Here is an 18,867-nt window from a genome sequence, read left to right as displayed (position 1 = left end):
ATGACCCTGATTGCAGTCTAGTCGCTTGGCTGAGCTCAAGCCTGACAGGGATCAAGATTCGCTGAGCAGCCAGATGCTGCCGGCTTCCTCGCGGCAGGGCAGGGGCTGCAGTGCCTGCCCGGCACAGGGGCCGGCGACGCATTCACCGGAGTCGATGAGAAACAGTGCGCCATGGGTGGCGCAACGAATCAGGCTGGCGCTGTCGTCGAGAAAGGCATCCGGCTGCCATTGCAAGGACACGCCACGATGCGGGCAGCGGTTGCGGTAGGCATGCACCTGACCGTCCTTGCGCACCACGAACAGATGCAGGTCATCGAGGTTGAAGCCACGGCTCCGGCTTTCGGCCAGTTCTTCCGAGGCACATAGGCGGATCATGCTGACCTCCTAGGATCTGTTGACGTTTCGGCGCGAACCGCGTTGCTGCGCCAAATTGCGCCAAGCTAGGCGCAGGATGCGGGTAATGGTCGTTCCCTTGCCAAATCCTGCAACGACGCATGGCGCAATTTGCCGCGCAACCCGGAGGGACGGGCCGGTTTTTGCGTGGTGCGTCGTTGCTCGACGGCTCATTTGGGCGACCAAACTTCGCGCCTCGCGCCTAGCCCCACGCAAAAACTGGCTCCGTCGCGGCCGCGAGCGAAACGTCAACAGACCCTAGGCTGGCAGCGGATTATGGCGCAGGTGTCGCCGGTCGGTCAGCAGTCCTGGGTGCAATGCGAGCGTATCTGGCTTTCAGGCTTCGGGTTCGTACCTGGCCATCATCTCGAATAAACTCTGCCGCAGCGTTTAAAGCAGGCTCGTGCGTGGGCGCCCCCATCAAAACGCTCATTTACAAAGCGTAAACTACGCTTTTTTCGCCTGTTTTGCGGGGCCGCCATCGGTATTGCGCTGGCCGCCTCGCCTAGGTTTTTAGAAGGACTCTGGAGAGATGGGATGACCCTCATGCTGGAACCTGTGCCGTTCGGCCACGACACCTTGCCGCAGCGCCTGGCGCAACTGGCGGCCTCGTGCCATCCCCATGACGGCGGTCGTTGATGCCGTCGTGTCGACCGCGCACCTTGTTGCTGGCGCTGAGCGCGTTGTTGCTTCTGAGCATCTGGTTGTCGCTGACCCTGGGAGCGGTGAGCCTGCCCTTGGCGGACACGGTTCTGGCCCTGTTGCGCCTGCTCGGTGTGCCGCTAGGCCAGGAGGGCTCGCAGCAGGCTGCGCTGATCGTCGCGCAGATTCGCCTGCCACGTACCTTGCTGGGGCTTTGCGTTGGTGCCGTGCTGGCGTTGACCGGGGTGGCCATGCAGGGGCTGTTTCGTAACCCGCTGGCCGATCCGGGGCTGGTCGGGGTTTCGGGTGGTGCTGCGCTGGGGGCGGCGTTCGCCATCGTTGGCGGCAGCATGCTGGGAGGCTTCTCTCCCGCCTGGGCCCCTTATGTCTTGTCGTTGTGTGCCTTTCTCGGTGGCCTGCTGGTCACGGCGCTGGTCTATCGCCTGGGCCGACGCGATGGCCAGACCCAGGTGGCCACCATGCTCCTGGCCGGCGTGGCGATGACCGCCCTGGCCGGCGCTGGTGTCGGCTTGTTCACCTACCTGGCCGATGATGCCACCTTGCGCAGCCTGACCTTCTGGAATCTGGGCAGCCTCAACGGCGCCAGTTATTCGCGCTTGTGGCCGCTGTTGCTGGTCGCTGTCGGCGTGACCTGCTGGCTGCCGCGCCGCGCGGCGGCGCTCAATGCCCTGCTGCTGGGGGAGTCGGAAGCCCGCCACCTGGGCTTCGAGGTCGAGCGTCTGAAGCTTGAGTTGGTCTTGTGCACTGCATTGGGTGTCGGGGCGGCGGTGGCGGCAGCCGGGTTGATCGGTTTCGTCGGCCTGGTGGTGCCGCATCTGATGCGCCTGCTGGTGGGGCCGGATCACCGCGTGCTGCTGCCCGCGTCGTTGCTGGCGGGCGCTAGCCTGTTGCTGCTGGCCGATCTGCTGGCGCGTATGCTGCTGGCGCCCGCCGAGTTGCCGATCGGCATCGTCACCGCACTGATCGGTGCGCCGTTCTTTCTCTATTTACTGGTGCGGGGGCGGGCCTGATGCTGCGGGCGGACAATCTTGGCGTGCGCCGTGGCGACACCCTGGTGCTGCAGGGCATCGATCTGCAAGTGCAGCCGGGTGCCGTGCTCGGAGTACTTGGCCCCAATGGCGCCGGCAAGAGCACGCTGCTGGCGGCTCTGAGCGGCGAAGTGGCGGCGTGCCAGGGCAGCGTCCGCCTGGACGGGCAGCCCTTGGCCAGTTGGCCAGGGCAGGCGCGGGCGCGACGCCTGGCGGTCTTGCCGCAAAGCTCCAGCCTGAGTTTCGCCTTTGCCGTGCGTGAGGTGGTGGCCATGGGCCGTCTGCCGCATGCCAGCGGCCGCCAGCGCGACGCCGAGATCGTGTCTCAGGCCCTGGCTGCCGCCGATGCCGAGCACCTGGCTTCGCGCAGCTATCTGACGCTTTCCGGCGGCGAACGCCAGCGCGTGCATCTGGCCCGCGTGCTGGCGCAGGCATGGCCGGGTGAGCAGGGCAGCAGCCTGCTGCTCGATGAGCCGACCTCGGCGCTCGACCCCCTGCATCAGCACACCACCCTGACGGCGATTCGCGCGTTCGCCCAGCGTGGCGCGGCCGTGCTGGTGATCCTGCATGACCTCAATCTGGCCGCGCGTTACTGCGATCACCTGGTGCTCCTGCATCAGGGCCGCGCGCAGGCGCAGGGTTCGCCCGATCAGGTGCTGCGGGCCGACCTGCTGCATAGCGTGTTCGGGCTGGACGTCTTGATCCAACGCCATCCCGAGCGTGATCATCCGCTGATCGTTGTGCGTTGAAACCTGCTGGAGCCTGCCTCATGCGCATCCTTTCCCTGTGCAGCCTGTTGTTGCTGGCTGCTTGTCAGTCGCAGGCGATCCTGCCGCCACCACAACCTTTGGCGCCTCTGGGGCGTGAACATGCCGAATTCGGGCAGATTCGCGATCTGCGCACGGGCGAGCGGATCTCCCCGGAGCGTTTGCTCGAACGTCTGGCCAGGGTGCAACGGGTATTGGTGGGCGAACGGCACGACAACCCGGATCACCATGCCTTGCAGCTCTGGTTGTCGCGTGGCCTGGCCGCGTACCGAGCGCAAGGCAGCGTGCTGATGGAGATGATCGATCCGGATCAGCAGGCGCGTGTCATCCAGGCGCAACGCGATAGCCGTGCCGGCATGCCGCCGCAGGATCCCATCGCGGCACTGGCCTGGCAGCCCGGTTGGAGCTGGTCGCTGTACGGGCCGTTGGTGATGCACGAACTGCGTCAGCCTTATCCGCTGCTGGCCGCCAACCTGGATCGCGACGAGATTCGCCGCATCTACAGGCAGAGGCCGAGGCTGCTCGGCGAACGCTCCAATGCCATGCAGGTGCAACAGCGCTTGCTGCAGGACATCCGCCGGGCCCATTGCGACATGCTGCCGCAAAGCCAGTTGCCTGCCATGCTTGCCGTGCAGCAGCAGCGTGATCGGCGCATGGCCGAGGCGCTGCTGGCGGCGCCGCAGCCAAGCCTGTTGCTGGCTGGCGCCTTCCATGTGCGCAAGGATCTCGGCGTGCCGCTGCACCTGGCGGATCTGCAGGCAGCGGACAGCCAGGCGGTGTTGCTGCTGGCCGAGGTGGGCCAGCAGGTGGATGCGCAGATGGCCGATTACGTCTGGTACACGGCGCGCATGCCGCAAGAGGATTTCTGCGCTCGCTTCAAGCGATGAGCAGGGCGCTGTTTTTCTGCAGGCAAAAAAAGACCCGGCGAGAGCCGGGTCAATAACCGTGATTAGCCTGATGAGGAGATAATCTGAAGAGTCCGACTGAATGGTCTCTTTAGCTTATCGGCTGATCTCGCGACCAGTTGAGATAATAATAACAATTCTCATTCTGGAGTCAACGCCTTTTTGAGAATTTTTCTCAACTTTCCCCAGGCCCTAAAAATAAAGAGCCCCGGCGCATGGCCGGGGCTCTGTCGTGCAGGCGGCGAGCTAGCTACGCAACTGAGTGACTTCCTTGTTCAGCAGGTCGATGCGCCGGGCCATGCTCTCGATCAGACTGTGGGCGATGCGTGGGTTGCTCTGCATCAGGCCGAGGAACTGATCCTTGGGAATCACCATGACCGTGCACGGCTCGCTGGCCACCACGGTGGCGCTGCGTTTCTCGCGGGTGAAGACGGCCATGGCACCGAAGATTTCGTCCTTCTGTACGTCGCCCACCCTCTGCCCATCGACATAGGCTTCGGCATGGCCTTCGATGATGATGAACACATGGTCAGCGTCGTCGCCCTGATGAATCAGTTCCTCGCCGGCGGCGAAATGCTGGAAGCCGGTGGCGGGACGAATTTCCGGCTGCTTGAGGCGTACCAGGGCATCGGAGAGCAGGGCCGTGTGACCGATGAGGTAATGGATGAACTGTTCCTGGCGCTGTTCGTCGGCATGGATGTGCTGGAACACTTCGCTGCGCGAGTAAGGCATCAGGCTCAGCGGCTCTTCGCTACTGTAACGGCAAGTGGGTAGCTCGATGCCCTGGCGCAAACCGACCAGGTCGCCTTCCTGCAGATAGAACAGCGGACGATCGTCGACCTGCGCATGGAGCAGGCCACTCTCTATGATGAAGAGCTGGTTGCCTGGCAGAACCTTGGCCAGATCGTCCGTACGCTCGATGAGCAGCGGTTCGCCTATGGGTTTCAGCCCGTCCAGCAGTTGAGCGGGGATGCTCTGTAGGCGACTGATCAACTGATTGGCGTAGGCCGGTTGCTCCCCGAGTAAATACATGACGGTAATTCCTTGAACTGGCTGGGCTGGCTGAACGGACGGGCGTCCCTGAAACAATAGGCGGTGGCGCTTGCCTCGGCAATCCTTGTTCTCAGGTGTTGTGAGCTAACTCTTGTTGTTTGGCGGGGATTCTTGCAATTCGCCGTTGAGCGCCGCTTTGTGTGTCGCTGACAACTCGCTCCAGTGAATGTCGAGCAGGGCGCCTTCGATGGCGTAGAGCAACACTTTCGAGGCGCGAAAGCCCCTGGAGCGTACCGCCCGATAGGCGCCCACGGCACCGTGGCGGCGCAGGTCGCCAGCGGTGTGGATACCGACCGCATGCAGCCATTGGGCAGATGTCTTGCCGAGGTTCTTCAGACCTTGCAGTTCGTCGTTCACCGGGCCTCCCTGCGTCTATGCGCTGTTGCGGGTAGAGTCTATGCCGCTATTTGGTGCGATAACGCAGGCGTGTGCCGAAGTTCACCGACATGAGAATCTCATCGGCAGTCAGTTCGACGGGGAAATAAGTGCCGGAAATCTGCGCATGGGCCAGGCTGGCGCCCTCTATCTTGGTATGGCGAAAGTCCAGGCCGCGCAGATCGGCGCCGCGGAAGTAGGCGTCGGTGAAGTTGACCCCTTCGGTATCCATGTTGCGCAGATCGAGGCCACGGAAGTCTCCGCCCGACAGATCGACCTCCACATCCTTGGGTTTCTGGGCATTGAAACCTTTGATGTCGTCGTTGTGCAGCAGACGATAGAGCGGATGATCGAGCTGGCGTGGCTGGTTCATGGCATGTACCGATTGCGGGCTTACCGCCAGTATAGAAGGTGCCGCACACTTTGCCTGGTGTGCAGCGCCAGTGGTCGGGGGTCAGATGCCTGGCAGTTTCTGACGAATGCGCTCGAGCAGACCGTCCAGGCTGGCGCTGTCGTGGGTGTCGACATGACCGGTGTGCTGCAGCTCCTCGGCATCGAGTGGCTCGCGACTGGCCTGCTGAGCCTGGATCACTTCCAGGGTGGCGTCGGATGGATCCTGGCCTTCGCTCTGGCGCTGGCTTAGCCAGCTGGCGATCACGGCCTCCGGTGCCTGGCAGTCGAGGATGAGGAAGGGCGTGCCGGTGCTTTCCGCCACCTGCCAGGCCGCCTGGCGTTGCGCTGCCTTCAGATAGGTGGCATCGATGACCACGGCGAAACCGGCCTGCAATGCCTGTTGCGCCAGTTGGCGCAGGCGCTCGTAGGTGGCCTGGCTGGCATCGGCGCTGTAGATGCCGCCCTGCAGTTGGCCTTGCTGGGCGGCCTGCTGCTGACCGAACAGGCGTTTACGTTCGACATCCGAGCGCAGGCGGATGGCACCCAGGGCTTCCACCAGACGCATGGCGACATGGCTCTTGCCAACGGCCGAGACGCCGTGGGTGATGGCCAGGAAGGGTGTGGGAATGGCGCTGTAGCTTTCCGCCAGGGCGGCATAGGCGCGGTACTGGCGCAGGATCACCGCTCGCTGCACCGAGTCCTGCTCCTGGCTCAGGCGGAACAGCGCTACCTTGCCGCGCACCATGGCGCGATAGGCCTTGTAGAAGTTGAGCAGTTGCAGGGCCTGGTAGTCGCCGGTCTGTTCCAGCCAGGCGCTGATGAAGCGGCGTGCCATGCACTTGAGGCCACGATCTTCGAGATCCATGGCCAGGAAGGCGGCATCCGAGGCGATGTCGATCAGGCGGAACGGCTCGTTGAATTCGATGCAGTCGAACAGCACCACCTGGCCATCGATCTGGGCGACGTTGCCCAGGTGAATGTCGCCGTGGCATTCGCGGATGAACCCCTGTGCCTTGCGCTCGGCCAGCAAGGGTTGCAGGCGCTCATAGCTGGACTGCGCCCAGGCCTCCAGGGCGTCGAGCTGCAACAGGTCGTTCTTGTCGCTGAGCAGCGGGCGAATCTGCTCGAAATTCTGTTGCACCGGCGCCATCACCGCCTCCGGCGTGCCCAGTGGATGATCCTGGGCGACCTGCGGGGCGTTGAGGTGGAAGTGCGCGATCTGGCCGGCCAGGGCATCGATATGCCCCACACCCAGCTCGCCGCGCTCCTGAATGGCGCTGAGCAGCTGGCTTTGCGGGAACTGACGCATCTTCAGCGCATATTCGATGGCAGGCCCTTCGCCGCCCAGGGTGGGTGCCTGTTCGCTACCATTGATCGGCAGTACCTCCAGGTAAAGCCCTTGGGTCAGGCGCTGGTTGAGGCGCAGTTCTTCCGCGCAGAAATGTTGCCGTGCGGACAGCTCGGTAAAGTCGAGAAAACCGAAGTTGACCGGCTTTTTGATCTTGTACGCATAGGGGCCCGTGAGCAAAACCCAGGAAATGTGTGTCTCAATCACGCGAAACTCTTCCACCGGGTGTGGATAGAGGGCTGGGTTCTGTAGCGCGGCAATCAGGCTTTGGCTCACGTTCGTTCCTTGTCTTTACGCTGTTCGAGCTGGGCATTATGGCCGCTGTGAACGGCCATGCAAACCATTCGGCCAGTCCTGCTGGCCCCTGTGTAAAGTGCGTATAATCCCGCCATGACTCGAAAACGCTCCCCTCGCTCCAGCAAGAAAACCCGTTCTTCCGGCCTGCGTCCTTGGCTTGCCTGGGGCTTCAAGCTGGGCCTCGTCGGCCTGGTGATCCTCGCCGGCTTCGCCGTTTACCTCGATGCCGTGGTGCAGGAGAAATTCTCCGGCAAGCGCTGGACCGTGCCGGCCAAGGTCTATGCCAGGCCGCTGGAGCTGTTCGTCGGACAGAAGCTGAGCAAGGACGACTTTCTGCGCGAACTCGACGCCCTCGGCTACCGCCGCCAGAGCAGTGCCGACGGCCCCGGTGCGGTGGCCGTTGCCGGCAATACCATCGACATGTACAGCCGGGGGTTCCAGTTCTACGAGGGCGCCGAGCCTGCCCGGCAGATTCGTGTGCGCTTCTCCGGTGACTACGTGGCTGGCCTGACCCAGGCCGGTGGTGCCAACCTGGCGGTGGCGCGGCTCGAACCTCTGCTGATCGGCGGTCTGTACCCGGCGCATCAGGAGGATCGCATCCTGATCAAGATCGATCAGGTGCCGGCCTATCTCATCGATGCCCTGGTAGCCGTCGAGGATCGTGACTATTTCGAGCACTTCGGTGTGTCGCCCAAGGGCATCGCCCGTGCCATCTGGATCAACGCCACCTCCGGGCGCCTGGTGCAGGGGGGCAGTACCCTGACCCAGCAGTTGGTCAAGAACTTCTACCTGACCAACGAGCGCACTCTGCTGCGCAAGGCCACCGAAGCCATGATGGCGGTGCTGCTGGAGCTGCACTACGACAAGCGCGAGATTCTCGAGGCCTACCTCAACGAAGTCTTCCTCGGTCAGGACGGCCAGCGCGCCATTCATGGCTTCGGTCTGGCCAGCCAGTATTTCTTCAGTCAGCCGATTTCCGAACTCAAGCTGGAGCAGGTCGCGTTGCTGGTGGGCATGGTCAAGGGGCCGACCTATTTCAACCCCCGGCGCCATCCCGAGCGGGCGCTGACACGGCGCAATCTGGTGCTCGATCTGCTCGCCGAGCAGGGCTCGATTACCCCCGAGGAAGCCGCTGCCGCCAAGCAGAAGCCCCTGGGCGTGACGCAACGCGGGCGCATGGCCGACAGCTCCTTCCCGGCCTTCCTCGACCTGGTCAAGCGCCAGTTGCGCGAGGATTACCGCGAGCAGGATCTGACCGAGGAAGGGCTGCGCATCTTCACCAGTTTCGACCCCATCCTGCAGCTCAAGGCCGAGGAGGCTCTGGCCGATACGATGAAGCGCCTGGCCGGCCGCAAGGGTGTGGATGAGGTGCAGGCCGGCATGGTCGTGACCAATCCGGAAACCGGTGAGATCCAGGCACTGATCGGCAGTCGTCAGCCGCGTTTCGCCGGCTTCAACCGTGCGCTGGACGCGGTACGGCCGATCGGCTCGTTGGTCAAACCGGCCATCTATCTGTCGGCGCTGGAGCGCCCGAGTCAATACACCCTGACCAGTTGGCTCGAGGACGAGCCCTTCTCCGTGAAGGGGCAGGACGGTCAGGTGTGGACGCCGCAGAACTACGACCGCAAGGCCCATGGCAATATCTTCCTGTATCAGGGCTTGGCCAACTCCTACAACCTGTCGACCGCCAAGCTCGGCCTGGAGATCGGTGTGCCCAAGGTGCTCAAGACCCTCGAGCGCCTGGGGGTGAAACGGCAGTGGCCGGCCTATCCGTCGATGTTGCTGGGGGCGGGTGCACTGACGCCGATGGAAGTCACGGAGATGTACCAGACCCTGGCCAATGGCGGCTTCAACACGCCGCTGCGTGGTATTCGCAGCGTACTGACCGCCGATGGCCAACCACTGGGCCGTTACCCGTTCAAGATCCAGCAGCGCTTCGATCCGGGTGCCATCTATCTGGTGCAGAACGCCATGCAGCGCGTCATGCGTGAGGGTACCGGGCGTTCGGTCTACAGCCAGTTGCCCAGCTCGCTGAATCTGGCCGGCAAGACCGGCACCAGCAACGACTCGCGCGATAGCTGGTTCGCCGGTTTCAGCCAGGATCTGCTGGCAGTGGTCTGGCTCGGCCGTGACGACAACGGCCCGACCCCGCTGACTGGCGCCTCCGGGGCATTGCAGGTGTGGACGGGCTTCATGCGCAAGGCCGACCCCCTGCCGCTGGACATGCCCCTGCCGGATAACGTGACCATGGCCTGGGTCGACCGAACCACCGGGCAGGGCTCCGCCTCCGGCTGCCCGAATGCCATGCAGATGCCTTATATTCGCGGCAGTGAACCGACACCCGGCCCCGGTTGTGGCATTCAGGCACCGGTCGACTCGGTGATGGACTGGGTACGTGGCTGGCTGCAATGATCGGTCTGGCTGTTTTCACGCTTACTGAAGAGGACTGGATGTGAACAAGAAGTGGCTTCTCGCCTTGCTGACAGCGGCCCTGGGTGGTTGCAGCAGCGTGCCGCAGGGCTCGATTCCCGTAGTCGACGCCGGTACGCCCCTGTCGGCTGGGCGTATTGCCGGTGCCAGCGCGCCAGCACCGGCGCGGGCACAAACCCAGCAGATCGAAGAAGATTCCGGTGTGGTGGTGATGGTGCCGCAGGGCGCCGCTTCCACGCCCTTGCAGACTGGCCCGCAGGCTGCCCCCTCCAGCGGTGGGCTGACCTTCGACGAACCGCCGGTCAGCGCTCCGCAGGGCAATGTCTACAGCCCGGCGCCCAGTGCGCCGAGCGGCATTCCCAGTGGTGGCGGGCTGGCGGCGGACGAACAGCTCGATGGCCCGGTACTGGCCTTGCTGACCACCGCTCAGCAGCAGCAGGGCAGTGGCGACCTCAATGGTGCCTCCTCCAGTCTCGAGCGCGCCCAGCGTATCGCCCCGCGCGAGCCGCAGGTGCTCTATCGTCTGGCCGAGGTGCGCCTGGCCCAGGGCGATGCGGCGCAGGCCGAGCAGTTCGCGCGCCGTGGTCTGACCTACGCCTCGGGGCGCCCGGCCTTGCAGGCCAGCCTGTGGAACCTCATCGCCCAGGCTCGCGAGCGTCAGGGCGACCCGGCAGGCGCCGCCAAGGCGCGTGAGCAAGCGCGGGTCACCCTGTGATGGATGAACGAACCGCTCAGGTCGCCGAGCAACTGCTGTTGATCGAGCGCGAGTTGCGCCAGTTGGGCTGGTGGCAGAGCGAGGCGCCCAGTGCCGAAGCGTTGGCCAGCCAGGCGCCGTTCTGCGTCGATACCCTGGCCTTCGAGCAATGGTTGCAGTGGATCTTTCTACCGCGCATGAAAATGCTGCTGGAAAGCGCCAGCCCGTTGCCGAGGGCGTCGGGGATCAAGGAAATGGCCGAGATGGCCTATCGCGAGCAGCCGCAGCGAGCGCGCGGGTTGCTCGAATTGCTGGGGGAGTTCGACCGTCTGCTGACACGCGCCTGATTCAGGCGCATGCCGATGGCCGCCTTACTCAGACTGTGTGAAAACTACTGCGCTTGCTCATGCTGCGTTAAAAAAACGGCTCGGGCGCGAGTCCGAGCTAGGCGCCCCCATCAAAAATGCTCATTTACAGCGCGTAAACCCGAATGCGGGCCCAGTGCTTTTTTCGCCGTTTTTTGCCTTGCCTGACCTGCGCTCGCTACGTTTTCACACGGTCTGTTACTGGCGGCAGTTCTCGTCGATGGATTTCTTCAGTTCGGCGATGCTCTCCTGGCGCTCGTCTTCACCAATGCGGCGCAACTCGCCGTCGTCGCCCTCGATGCGGACGCGCGGGTTGTTTTCCAGTTGCGCAAGGTTGGTGCGAGCGTTCTCGCAGTATTTCTTGCGCTCGGCTTCCTGCTTGGCCACCTGATCCTTCACCTTCTCATCGATTGCCTGCTGCTGTTTGTCGACCTCCGGGGCCGGCTCGGCAGGGGCGACGGAATGCGGTGGTGGGTTGGCCGTGTTGATGGTGGTGGCCTCCTGGCCTTGCGGCGGCTGCGCGCCGAAGTGCGTCACGCCCTTGTCGTCGACCCACTTGTACACCTGGCTGGCCAGGGTCGAGGTGCTCAGGGCGAGCAACAGACTGCCGGTAAGAATCATGAGGCGCATGCGTTTTCCTTTATCGAGCACTGCGGTACTGCTGGTTACTATAACCAAAAGCGCTGATTGTTCATCCTGCGCTGCGTCACAGGCGAGATTGAAGATATCGCCACGCATCGCTTGACTTGCCAGCGGCTAACCCGAACAATCGGCCTTCCATCGTAGTGGAGTCCGCCGCAAGCGTCCTCCAGCTCGGTGCAAAGAGGCGCTACCCGCGCCGAACCGTGACACCCGCAACGCGTTACCTCGCGCTGGGAGGTTCAGCCCCGCAAGACCATGGGCTGTTCCGTTACTCGTCTAGCAGATGTTCCGAATCCACGATCACCGTCGTGCATGTCCGCTGACAGTAAGACCTACTTAAAGGGCCGCTCGTCTGTCGGGTGGCACACTGGCGTTCAAGAGGTGAAAAACGTGGAGCTCTTATCTGGCGCTGAAATGGTCGTCCGCTTCCTGCGTGACGAAGGCGTTAAGTACATCTATGGGTACCCGGGTGGTGCCCTCCTGCATATCTACGATGCCCTGTTCAAGGAACCGGAAGTGACTCACGTCCTGGTTCGCCACGAGCAGGCCGCGACCCACATGGCCGACGGCTATGCCCGCGCCACCGGCAAGGCCGGCGTGGTGCTGGTGACTTCCGGCCCGGGTGCGACCAATGCCATCACCGGTATCGCCACGGCGTACATGGACTCGATTCCCATGGTGGTGATCTCCGGTCAGGTACCGAGCAACATGGTCGGTACCGATGCCTTCCAGGAAACCGACATGGTCGGTATCTCCCGGCCGATCGTGAAGCACAGCTTCATCATCAAGCACCCGGCAGAAATTCCCGAGGTGCTGAAGAAGGCGTTCTACCTCGCCGAGTCCGGCCGTCCCGGCCCGGTGGTGGTCGACATTCCCAAGGACATGGGCGATCCGACCCAGAAGTTCGAGTACGTCTATCCGAAGAAGGTCAAGCTGCGCTCCTACAGCCCGGCGGTACGTGGCCATTCCGGGCAGATCCGCAAGGCAGCCGAGATGGTGCTGGCGGCCAAGCGCCCGGTGCTGTACTCCGGTGGTGGCGTGATCATGGGCAATGCCTCCGCGCCGCTAACCGAGCTGGCGCAGATGCTCAACCTGCCGGTGACCAATACCCTGATGGGCCTGGGCGGTTACCCCGGCACCGATCGCCAGTTCCTCGGCATGCTCGGCATGCACGGCAGCTACACCGCCAACCTGGCGATGCACCACGCCGACGTGATCCTGGCCGTGGGTGCGCGCTTCGATGACCGTGTGATCAACGGCGCGGCCAAGTTCTGCCCGAATGCCAAGATCATCCACATCGACATCGATCCGGCCTCGATTTCCAAGACCATCAAGGCCGACATCCCGATCGTTGGCCCGGTCGATAGCGTGCTGACCGAGATGGTTGCCATCCTCAAGGAAATCGGCGAAACCCCGAACAAGGACACCGTTGCCAGCTGGTGGAAGCAGATCGACGAATGGCGCGGCAGTGGCCGTCTGTTCCCCTACAACGAGGGTGACGGTTCGATCATCAAGCCGCAGGCCGTGATCGAAGCCCTGTGCGAAGTGACCAAAGGCGATGCCTTCATCACCTCCGACGTGGGCCAGCACCAGATGTTCGCGGCGCAGTACTACCGCTTCAACAAGCCCAATCGCTGGATCAACTCCGGTGGCCTGGGCACCATGGGCTTCGGTTTCCCAGCCGCGATGGGCGTCAAGATGAACTTCCCGGAGGCCGATGTGGCCTGCGTGACCGGCGAAGGCAGCATCCAGATGAACATTCAGGAGCTGTCGACTTGCCTGCAGTACGACCTGCCGGTGAAGATCGTCAACCTGAACAACGGCGCGCTGGGCATGGTTCGCCAGTGGCAGGACATGCAGTACAGCAGCCGTTATTCGCACTCCTACATGGAGTCGCTGCCGGACTTCGTCAAGCTGGCCGAGGCCTATGGGCATGTGGGCATGCGCATCACCGAGCTGAAAGATCTCAAGCCGGGTCTCGAAGAGGCCTTCGCACTGAAGAATCGCCTGGTGTTCCTCGATATCGCGGTGGATACCAGCGAGCACGTCTACCCCATGCAGATTCGGGATGGCGCAATGCGTGACATGTGGCTGAGCAAGACGGAGCGGACCTAACATGCGACATATCATTTCCCTGCTGTTGGAAAACGAGCCGGGTGCACTGTCCCGCGTGGTCGGTCTGTTCTCCCAGCGCAACTACAACATCGAAAGCCTCACCGTTGCACCGACCGAGGATCCGACGCTGTCGCGTCTGACGCTGACCACGGTCGGCCATGACGAGGTGATCGAGCAGATCACCAAGAACCTCAACAAGCTGGTCGAGGTGGTCAAGCTGGTCAACCTGTCGGAAAGCGCCCATATCGAGCGCGAGCTGATGCTGGTGAAGATCAAGGCCACCGGCGCTCAGCGCGCCGAGGTCAAGCGCACCACCGACATCTTCCGCGGCCAGATCGTGGATGTGACCAGCAGCGTCTACACCGTGCAGCTGACCGGTACCAGCGACAAGCTGGACAGCTTCATCCAGGCCATCGGCACTGCATCCATCCTGGAAACCGTGCGCAGTGGTGTCACTGGCATCGCTCGCGGTGACAAGGTACTGAGTGTCTGATCGCTGTCGTCATGCAGAGCCCCGCCTGGCGCGGGGCTTTTTATTGTCTGAAAGTCAGCGCTGGCGATTCCAGAAAGCCGCGATCAGCGGATCCTTGAGGCGCTTTTCCAGCGCGAACAGGCCGATGTCGTAAGCGGTCAGCGGTGGCTGGATGTCGTAGATGCGGATGCGTGCGGTCAGCGGGCTGTTGTCCAGCACGATCTGTGGCACCACGCCGATGCCGAAGCCCAGGCTGACCATGCTGACGATGGCTTCGTTGCCGCTGACCTGAGCGTAGATCCGCGGCTTGATGTTGTGGTGCTTGAGCCAGCGATCGGTGCGCACGCGGGCCAGGCCTTCTTCCGAAAGGATCATCGGCACATCCCGCCAGCTTTCCGTTGTCGGCTGCCGAAGTTGCTCCTCGCTCAATAGTTGAGGCGTCTGGGGGCCGATAAAGCGCAGTTCCGAGCGGGTGATCGACTGAAACTCCACGCCGGCTGGCAGGCTGTCGGGGAGGGCGCCAATGGCCAGATCTTCCAGGCCCTGCTGCACGCGCTCGACGGCTTTCGCCGGATCGCCGGTGTGCAGCTTCATTTCGATGCGTGGGTAGTCCTGGCGGAAGCTGCTGAGGATGTCATAGAGGAAGCTGTAGCTCGCGGTCACCGAGCAATACAGCGACAGCTCGCCATGCAGATTCAACTGATCCTGCATGAAGGTCTGGCGAATGGCTTGCCAGCCGTTCAGCACCTCGCTCGCGTATTCGCGAAACTGCTGGCCCTCGCGGGTCAGGCGAACCGAGCGGTTGTCGCGGACGAACAGGACGGCGCCCAATTCTTCCTCGAGCTGCTTGATGCTGCGGCTCAGCGCGGAAGGGCTGACGTGCTGTTCGCGGCTGGTTCTGCCGAAGTGCAGGTTGTCGGCCAGGGAGAGAAAGAGTCTGAGGGAGTGACTGTCCATTATGTTTCATATATCGGCATGTCGTATTGCAAATATATCATTTTACGCAATGGTTCAGATCACATAAGGTGCTTGCGTCGTGGTGCTTGCACCCATCCCTTTCGATTCAGAAGAGCCAGAAACATGAAAGTTTATTACGACAAAGATTGCGACCTCTCCATCATCCAGGGCAAGAAAGTCGCCATCATCGGTTATGGCTCCCAGGGCCACGCCCAGGCCTGCAACCTGAAGGATTCCGGCGTTGACGTCACCGTTGGCCTGCGTAAGGGGTCCGCTACCGTTGCCAAGGCCGAAGCCCATGGCCTGAAAGTGGCCGACGTTGCCACGGCCGTTGCCGCTGCTGACCTGGTCATGATCCTGACCCCGGACGAATTCCAGGGCCAGCTGTACAAGAACGAGATCGAGCCGAACATCAAGAAGGGCGCCACCCTGGCCTTCTCCCACGGCTTCGCCATCCACTACAACCAGGTCGTACCGCGTGCCGACCTCGACGTGATCATGATCGCGCCGAAGGCCCCGGGCCACACCGTACGTACCGAGTTCGTCAAGGGCGGCGGCATCCCTGATCTGATCGCCGTTTACCAGGACGCCTCCGGCAACGCCAAGAACGTCGCCCTGTCCTACGCCTCGGGTGTTGGTGGCGGCCGTACTGGCATCATCGAAACCACCTTCAAGGACGAGACCGAAACCGACCTGTTCGGTGAGCAGGCCGTTCTCTGCGGCGGTACCGTCGAGCTGGTCAAGGCGGGTTTCGAGACCTTGGTCGAAGCTGGCTACGCGCCGGAAATGGCCTACTTCGAGTGCCTGCACGAGCTGAAGCTGATCGTCGACCTGATGTTCGAGGGCGGCATCGCCAACATGAACTACTCGATCTCCAACAACGCCGAGTACGGTGAGTACGTCACCGGTCCGGAAGTGATCAACGCCGAATCCCGTGCTGCCATGCGTAACGCTCTGAAGCGCATCCAGAACGGCGAATACGCCAAGATGTTCATCACCGAGGGTGCCGCCAACTACCCGTCGATGACTGCCTATCGCCGCAACAATGCCGCTCACGGCATCGAAGTGGTTGGTGAGAAGCTGCGTGCGATGATGCCGTGGATCGCGGCCAACAAGATCGTCGACAAGACCAAGAACTAAGGTCTGCGATGTGCGAAAGAACGCGGCTTTATGCCGCGTTTTTTCATTCTGCGGCAAGGCTCTGGTATAAAGCCTGGGCGTCGGGGCTGCTGCAAGGGTCGCCGGCCATTCTTCAAATCCGTAGCAAGGTGTTGTTCATGAGTGAAGGTCACGAAGAGCCGAAGCGGTCGGGCGAGGATATCGAAAGCCTGCTGCCCATCGACGAGCATGTGGAAGAAGGGCAGGACGCTGAGGGACGCAAGGTGCGCCATCGCGGTATCTATCTGCTGCCGAACCTGTTCACCACGGCCAATCTGTTCGCCGGTTTCTACTCCATCATCAATTCGATGAACGGCAACTTCTATGTCGCCGCCGCCACTGTTTTCGTGGCCATGGTGCTGGACAGCCTGGATGGGCGTGTCGCGCGTCTGACCAACACGCAAAGCGCGTTCGGTGCCGAATACGATTCGCTGTCCGACATGGTCGCCTTCGGCGTCGCGCCAGCCTTGCTCGCCTTCGAGTGGGCGTTGGGTAGCCTGGGCAAGGTGGGCTGGATGGTTGCCTTCATCTACGTGGCTGGCGCTGCCTTGCGCCTGGCGCGTTTCAATACCCAGATCGGTAGCGTCGACAAGCGCTATTTCATCGGCCTGGCCAGCCCGGCGGCGGCCGGTGTGGTTGCCGGCACCGTGTGGGCGTTCAGCGATTTCGGCATCCAGGGCTCCAACATGGCCTTCCTCGTTGCGCTGCTGGTCGCCGCTGCAGGCTGCCTGATGGTCAGCAACATCAAGTACTACAGCTTCAAGGATCTCGACCTGAAAGGCCGTGTGCCTTTCGTGGCCATCCTGGTGGTGGTGCTGGTCTTTGCCGTGGTGTTCAGTGATCCGCCGCGTATCCTGCTGCTGATCTTCATGGCCTATGCCATCTCAGGACCTATTCAGTACTTGCTGCAGCTACGTCGCCGTAAAACCCGGTGACCTTGTAATTTCTTCCGCGCTCCGTGGTCTACAGTTCGTTTCTCCAACTGTAGACGCGGAGTTGCCATGCTCATCCGAGTTCCTTCCTCCTCCCGGGCGCACGAATCCGAAGTCACCCCCGAGTCCGTCTATCTCTCCCGGCGCAAGCTGATGCAGGGCTCGCTGGCCTTGGCTGGGTTGGCTGCCATGCCGGGTTGGGTGCGCGCCGATACGCCGGGAACCTATGCCGATGTGGAGCCTGCCAAGGCGCCTGACTGGTTCCAGAACAAGCTGGCAGGTACGCACTGGCAGGCGGTCACGGCGCAAGGGGAGAGCATCACGCCTTTCAGGGATGCGACGCACTACAACAACTTTTACGAGTTCGGTACGGGCAAGGGTGACCCCGCGGCCAATGCCGGCAAGCTGCAGGTCGAGCCCTGGACGGTAATGGTCGATGGTGAAGTGGCCAAGCCGGGGCGCTATGCCATCGAGGATCTGGTCAAACCCCATGCCTTCGAGGAGCGCATCTACCGGCTGCGCTGCGTCGAGGCCTGGTCCATGGTCATTCCCTGGCTGGGTTTTCCCTTGGCTGACCTGCTCAAGCAGGTCGAGCCTACTTCGGCGGCGCGCTACGTGCGCTTCGAGACGCTGGTGGATGCCGAGCACATGCCTGGGCAGCGCTCGGGCTTCTCTCTGATCGACTGGCCCTACGTGGAAGGCTTGCGCCTGGATGAGGCCATGCACCCGCTGGCTTTCATGGCGGTGGGCATGTACGGGCGCGTGCTGCCCAACCAGAACGGCGCCCCGCTGCGCCTGGTGGTGCCGTGGAAATACGGCTTCAAGAGCATCAAGTCCATCGTTCGTATCAGCCTGGTGGATGAGGCGCCCAAGACGACCTGGGAGCGCATCGCGCCGAACGAGTATGGCTTCTATGCCAACGTTAATCCCAAGGTGGATCATCCGCGCTGGTCACAGGCCACCGAGCGGCGCTTGCCCAGCGGTCTGTTCAGCCCGAACGTCATCGATACCCGAATGTTCAATGGCTACGACGAAGTCGCAGAGCTTTATGCGGGCATGGATCTGAGGAAGTACTACTGATGCGTTATCCGTTGTGGCGTATCGCTGTGTTCGTGGCGGCCCTGCTGCCGCCAGCGTACTGGTTGTATCGCGCCATGTTCGGGCTCCTCGGGCCTGATCCAGGCAAGACGCTGGTGGATAACCTGGGGCTGGGCGCCCTCATTCTTCTGCTGATCACTCTGGCCATGACGCCGCTGCAGCAGCTAACCCGCTGGAGCGGTTGGATTGCCGTGCGGCGACAGTTGGGGCTGTGGTGTTTCACTTATGTCGCCCTGCATCTGTCGGGGTACCTGCTGTTCATCGCCGGGCTGCGTTTGGATTCGGTGTTGCGTGACCTGACCGAGCGTCCCTATATCATCGTGGGGGCGTTGGCCTTTATCGGTTTGTTGGTATTGGCGGTGACCTCCAACCGCTTCAGCATCAGGAAGCTGGGGCGCAAGTGGAAGGCATTGCACCGTCTGGTCTACGTGATTCTGCTGTTGGCGTTGCTGCACATGCTCTGGGTAGTGCGCGCAGACCTGGGTGAGTGGCTCGTCTATGCGTTGCTGGGCGGCGCCTTGCTACTGATGCGCCTGCCGGTCGTGGCAAGTGGAATGCAGCGACTCGGCAGTGCCTGGCGAGATAGTGCAAAGAAAATCGCAATTTAAGCTTGACGCGCATGCTGCTGGATGTAGAATGCGCGCCACTTCAGTGCTGAAGCACTTCAAAAACTTCTTGTTAATCAATAAGTTAAGTTGAATGAATGGCTTGCAAAGCTGAATCTGGCGTGTAGAATGCGCGTCGGTCGGCAGGGTGGTGGTTGAGCTCTGTTGGTGATTCGG

The 18,867-nt window shown here is 62.4% G+C and carries 19 protein-coding genes; 12 read left to right on the top strand and 7 right to left on the bottom strand.

Annotated elements, in window-relative coordinates; all coding sequences use genetic code 11:
- Positions 1-51: 51 nt before the first annotated feature.
- Positions 52-375 carry a Rieske (2Fe-2S) protein gene (locus ACSVIK_RS20865; protein WP_442446126.1) on the bottom strand — a complete coding sequence of 108 codons (324 nt, stop codon included), beginning with the start codon at positions 373-375 and terminating at the stop codon, positions 52-54.
- Positions 376-1,031: 656 nt separating this feature from the next.
- Here ACSVIK_RS20865 and ACSVIK_RS20860 point away from each other — a divergent pair.
- The 3 genes from ACSVIK_RS20860 to ACSVIK_RS20850 are packed head-to-tail and all read left to right on the top strand — an operon-like array spanning position 1,032 to position 3,738.
- Positions 1,032-2,066 carry a FecCD family ABC transporter permease gene (locus tag ACSVIK_RS20860; RefSeq protein ID WP_442446125.1) on the top strand — a complete coding sequence of 345 codons (1,035 nt, stop codon included), beginning with the start codon at positions 1,032-1,034 and terminating at the stop codon, positions 2,064-2,066.
- Complete coding sequence (locus ACSVIK_RS20855; RefSeq protein ID WP_442446124.1) at positions 2,066-2,833, top strand: heme ABC transporter ATP-binding protein; 768 nt, start codon at positions 2,066-2,068, stop codon at positions 2,831-2,833. The genes ACSVIK_RS20860 and ACSVIK_RS20855 overlap by 1 nt, the downstream gene beginning before the upstream one ends.
- A gap of 20 nt (positions 2,834-2,853) precedes the next feature.
- Positions 2,854-3,738, top strand: coding sequence for a ChaN family lipoprotein (locus ACSVIK_RS20850; protein ID WP_442446123.1), 885 nt, complete (start codon positions 2,854-2,856; stop codon positions 3,736-3,738).
- 264 nt (positions 3,739-4,002) lie between these two features.
- Here the strand turns inward: ACSVIK_RS20850 and ACSVIK_RS20845 are convergent, their stop codons facing one another.
- The 4 genes from ACSVIK_RS20845 to ACSVIK_RS20830 all read right to left on the bottom strand — a co-directional run bounded on the left by ACSVIK_RS20845 (position 4,003) and on the right by ACSVIK_RS20830 (position 7,201).
- The gene (locus ACSVIK_RS20845; RefSeq protein WP_442446122.1) at positions 4,003-4,788 is read right to left on the bottom strand and encodes a Crp/Fnr family transcriptional regulator; all 786 of its coding nucleotides are present in this window, start codon (positions 4,786-4,788) and stop codon (positions 4,003-4,005) included.
- 105 nt (positions 4,789-4,893) lie between these two features.
- Positions 4,894-5,166: a TfoX/Sxy family protein gene (locus ACSVIK_RS20840; RefSeq protein WP_442446121.1), complete on the bottom strand. Its 273-nt coding sequence runs from the start codon at positions 5,164-5,166 to the stop codon at positions 4,894-4,896.
- A gap of 46 nt (positions 5,167-5,212) precedes the next feature.
- On the bottom strand, positions 5,213-5,557 hold the full coding sequence (locus ACSVIK_RS20835; RefSeq protein ID WP_442446120.1) for a pentapeptide repeat-containing protein: 345 nt from the start codon (positions 5,555-5,557) through the stop codon (positions 5,213-5,215).
- An 81-nt stretch (positions 5,558-5,638) separates the two neighbouring features.
- Positions 5,639-7,201 (bottom strand): AAA family ATPase, encoded by a 1,563-nt coding sequence (locus tag ACSVIK_RS20830; protein WP_442446119.1) that lies wholly within the window; start codon positions 7,199-7,201, stop codon positions 5,639-5,641.
- Between the two features lie 114 nt (positions 7,202-7,315).
- On the opposite strand from ACSVIK_RS20830, the gene mrcB reads away from it, so the two are divergent.
- From mrcB to ACSVIK_RS20815, 3 genes are read left to right on the top strand one after another with little or no spacing between them, the layout of a single operon-like run.
- Complete coding sequence (gene mrcB, locus ACSVIK_RS20825) at positions 7,316-9,634, top strand: penicillin-binding protein 1B (RefSeq protein ID WP_442446118.1); 2,319 nt, start codon at positions 7,316-7,318, stop codon at positions 9,632-9,634.
- Between the two features lie 40 nt (positions 9,635-9,674).
- The gene (locus ACSVIK_RS20820; protein WP_442446117.1) at positions 9,675-10,367 is read left to right on the top strand and encodes a tetratricopeptide repeat protein; all 693 of its coding nucleotides are present in this window, start codon (positions 9,675-9,677) and stop codon (positions 10,365-10,367) included.
- Positions 10,367-10,693, top strand: coding sequence for a YqcC family protein (locus tag ACSVIK_RS20815; RefSeq protein ID WP_442446116.1), 327 nt, complete (start codon positions 10,367-10,369; stop codon positions 10,691-10,693). Before ACSVIK_RS20820 ends, ACSVIK_RS20815 begins: the two co-directional genes overlap by 1 nt.
- Before the next feature lie 216 nt (positions 10,694-10,909).
- Here ACSVIK_RS20815 and ACSVIK_RS20810 read toward each other — a convergent pair whose 3' ends face one another.
- Positions 10,910-11,341: a DUF4124 domain-containing protein gene (locus ACSVIK_RS20810; protein ID WP_442446115.1), complete on the bottom strand. Its 432-nt coding sequence runs from the start codon at positions 11,339-11,341 to the stop codon at positions 10,910-10,912.
- A 402-nt stretch (positions 11,342-11,743) separates the two neighbouring features.
- On the opposite strand from ACSVIK_RS20810, the gene ACSVIK_RS20805 reads away from it, so the two are divergent.
- Both ACSVIK_RS20805 and ilvN read left to right on the top strand, forming a co-directional pair.
- Positions 11,744-13,468, top strand: a complete 1,725-nt coding sequence (locus tag ACSVIK_RS20805) for an acetolactate synthase 3 large subunit (RefSeq protein WP_442446114.1) — start codon at positions 11,744-11,746, stop codon at positions 13,466-13,468.
- 1 nt (position 13,469) lies between these two features.
- Positions 13,470-13,961 carry an acetolactate synthase small subunit gene (ilvN, locus tag ACSVIK_RS20800; protein ID WP_442446113.1) on the top strand — a complete coding sequence of 164 codons (492 nt, stop codon included), beginning with the start codon at positions 13,470-13,472 and terminating at the stop codon, positions 13,959-13,961.
- Positions 13,962-14,015: 54 nt separating this feature from the next.
- Here ilvN and ilvY read toward each other — a convergent pair whose 3' ends face one another.
- Positions 14,016-14,897 carry an HTH-type transcriptional activator IlvY gene (ilvY, locus tag ACSVIK_RS20795; RefSeq protein ID WP_442446112.1) on the bottom strand — a complete coding sequence of 294 codons (882 nt, stop codon included), beginning with the start codon at positions 14,895-14,897 and terminating at the stop codon, positions 14,016-14,018.
- Positions 14,898-15,020: 123 nt separating this feature from the next.
- Here ilvY and ilvC point away from each other — a divergent pair, with 123 nt between their 5' ends.
- From ilvC to msrQ, 4 genes are all read left to right on the top strand, one after another.
- Entirely contained in the window at positions 15,021-16,037 is a 1,017-nt protein-coding gene (ilvC, locus tag ACSVIK_RS20790; protein ID WP_125875246.1) for a ketol-acid reductoisomerase, read from the top strand.
- A 137-nt stretch (positions 16,038-16,174) separates the two neighbouring features.
- Positions 16,175-16,990 carry a CDP-diacylglycerol--serine O-phosphatidyltransferase gene (gene pssA / locus ACSVIK_RS20785; protein ID WP_442446111.1) on the top strand — a complete coding sequence of 272 codons (816 nt, stop codon included), beginning with the start codon at positions 16,175-16,177 and terminating at the stop codon, positions 16,988-16,990.
- A gap of 66 nt (positions 16,991-17,056) precedes the next feature.
- Entirely contained in the window at positions 17,057-18,067 is a 1,011-nt protein-coding gene (gene msrP / locus ACSVIK_RS20780; RefSeq protein WP_442446110.1) for a protein-methionine-sulfoxide reductase catalytic subunit MsrP, read from the top strand.
- Complete coding sequence (gene msrQ / locus ACSVIK_RS20775) at positions 18,067-18,693, top strand: protein-methionine-sulfoxide reductase heme-binding subunit MsrQ (RefSeq protein WP_442446109.1); 627 nt, start codon at positions 18,067-18,069, stop codon at positions 18,691-18,693. The genes msrP and msrQ overlap by 1 nt, the downstream gene beginning before the upstream one ends.
- Positions 18,694-18,867 lie beyond the last annotated feature (174 nt).

The organism is Pseudomonas sp. NCHU5216 (genome assembly GCF_052156495.1).
Taxonomy (GTDB): domain Bacteria; phylum Pseudomonadota; class Gammaproteobacteria; order Pseudomonadales; family Pseudomonadaceae; genus Aquipseudomonas.
The sequence above is the reverse complement of the archived record's forward strand: the minus strand, read 5'-3'. Positions and strand labels throughout refer to the sequence as shown.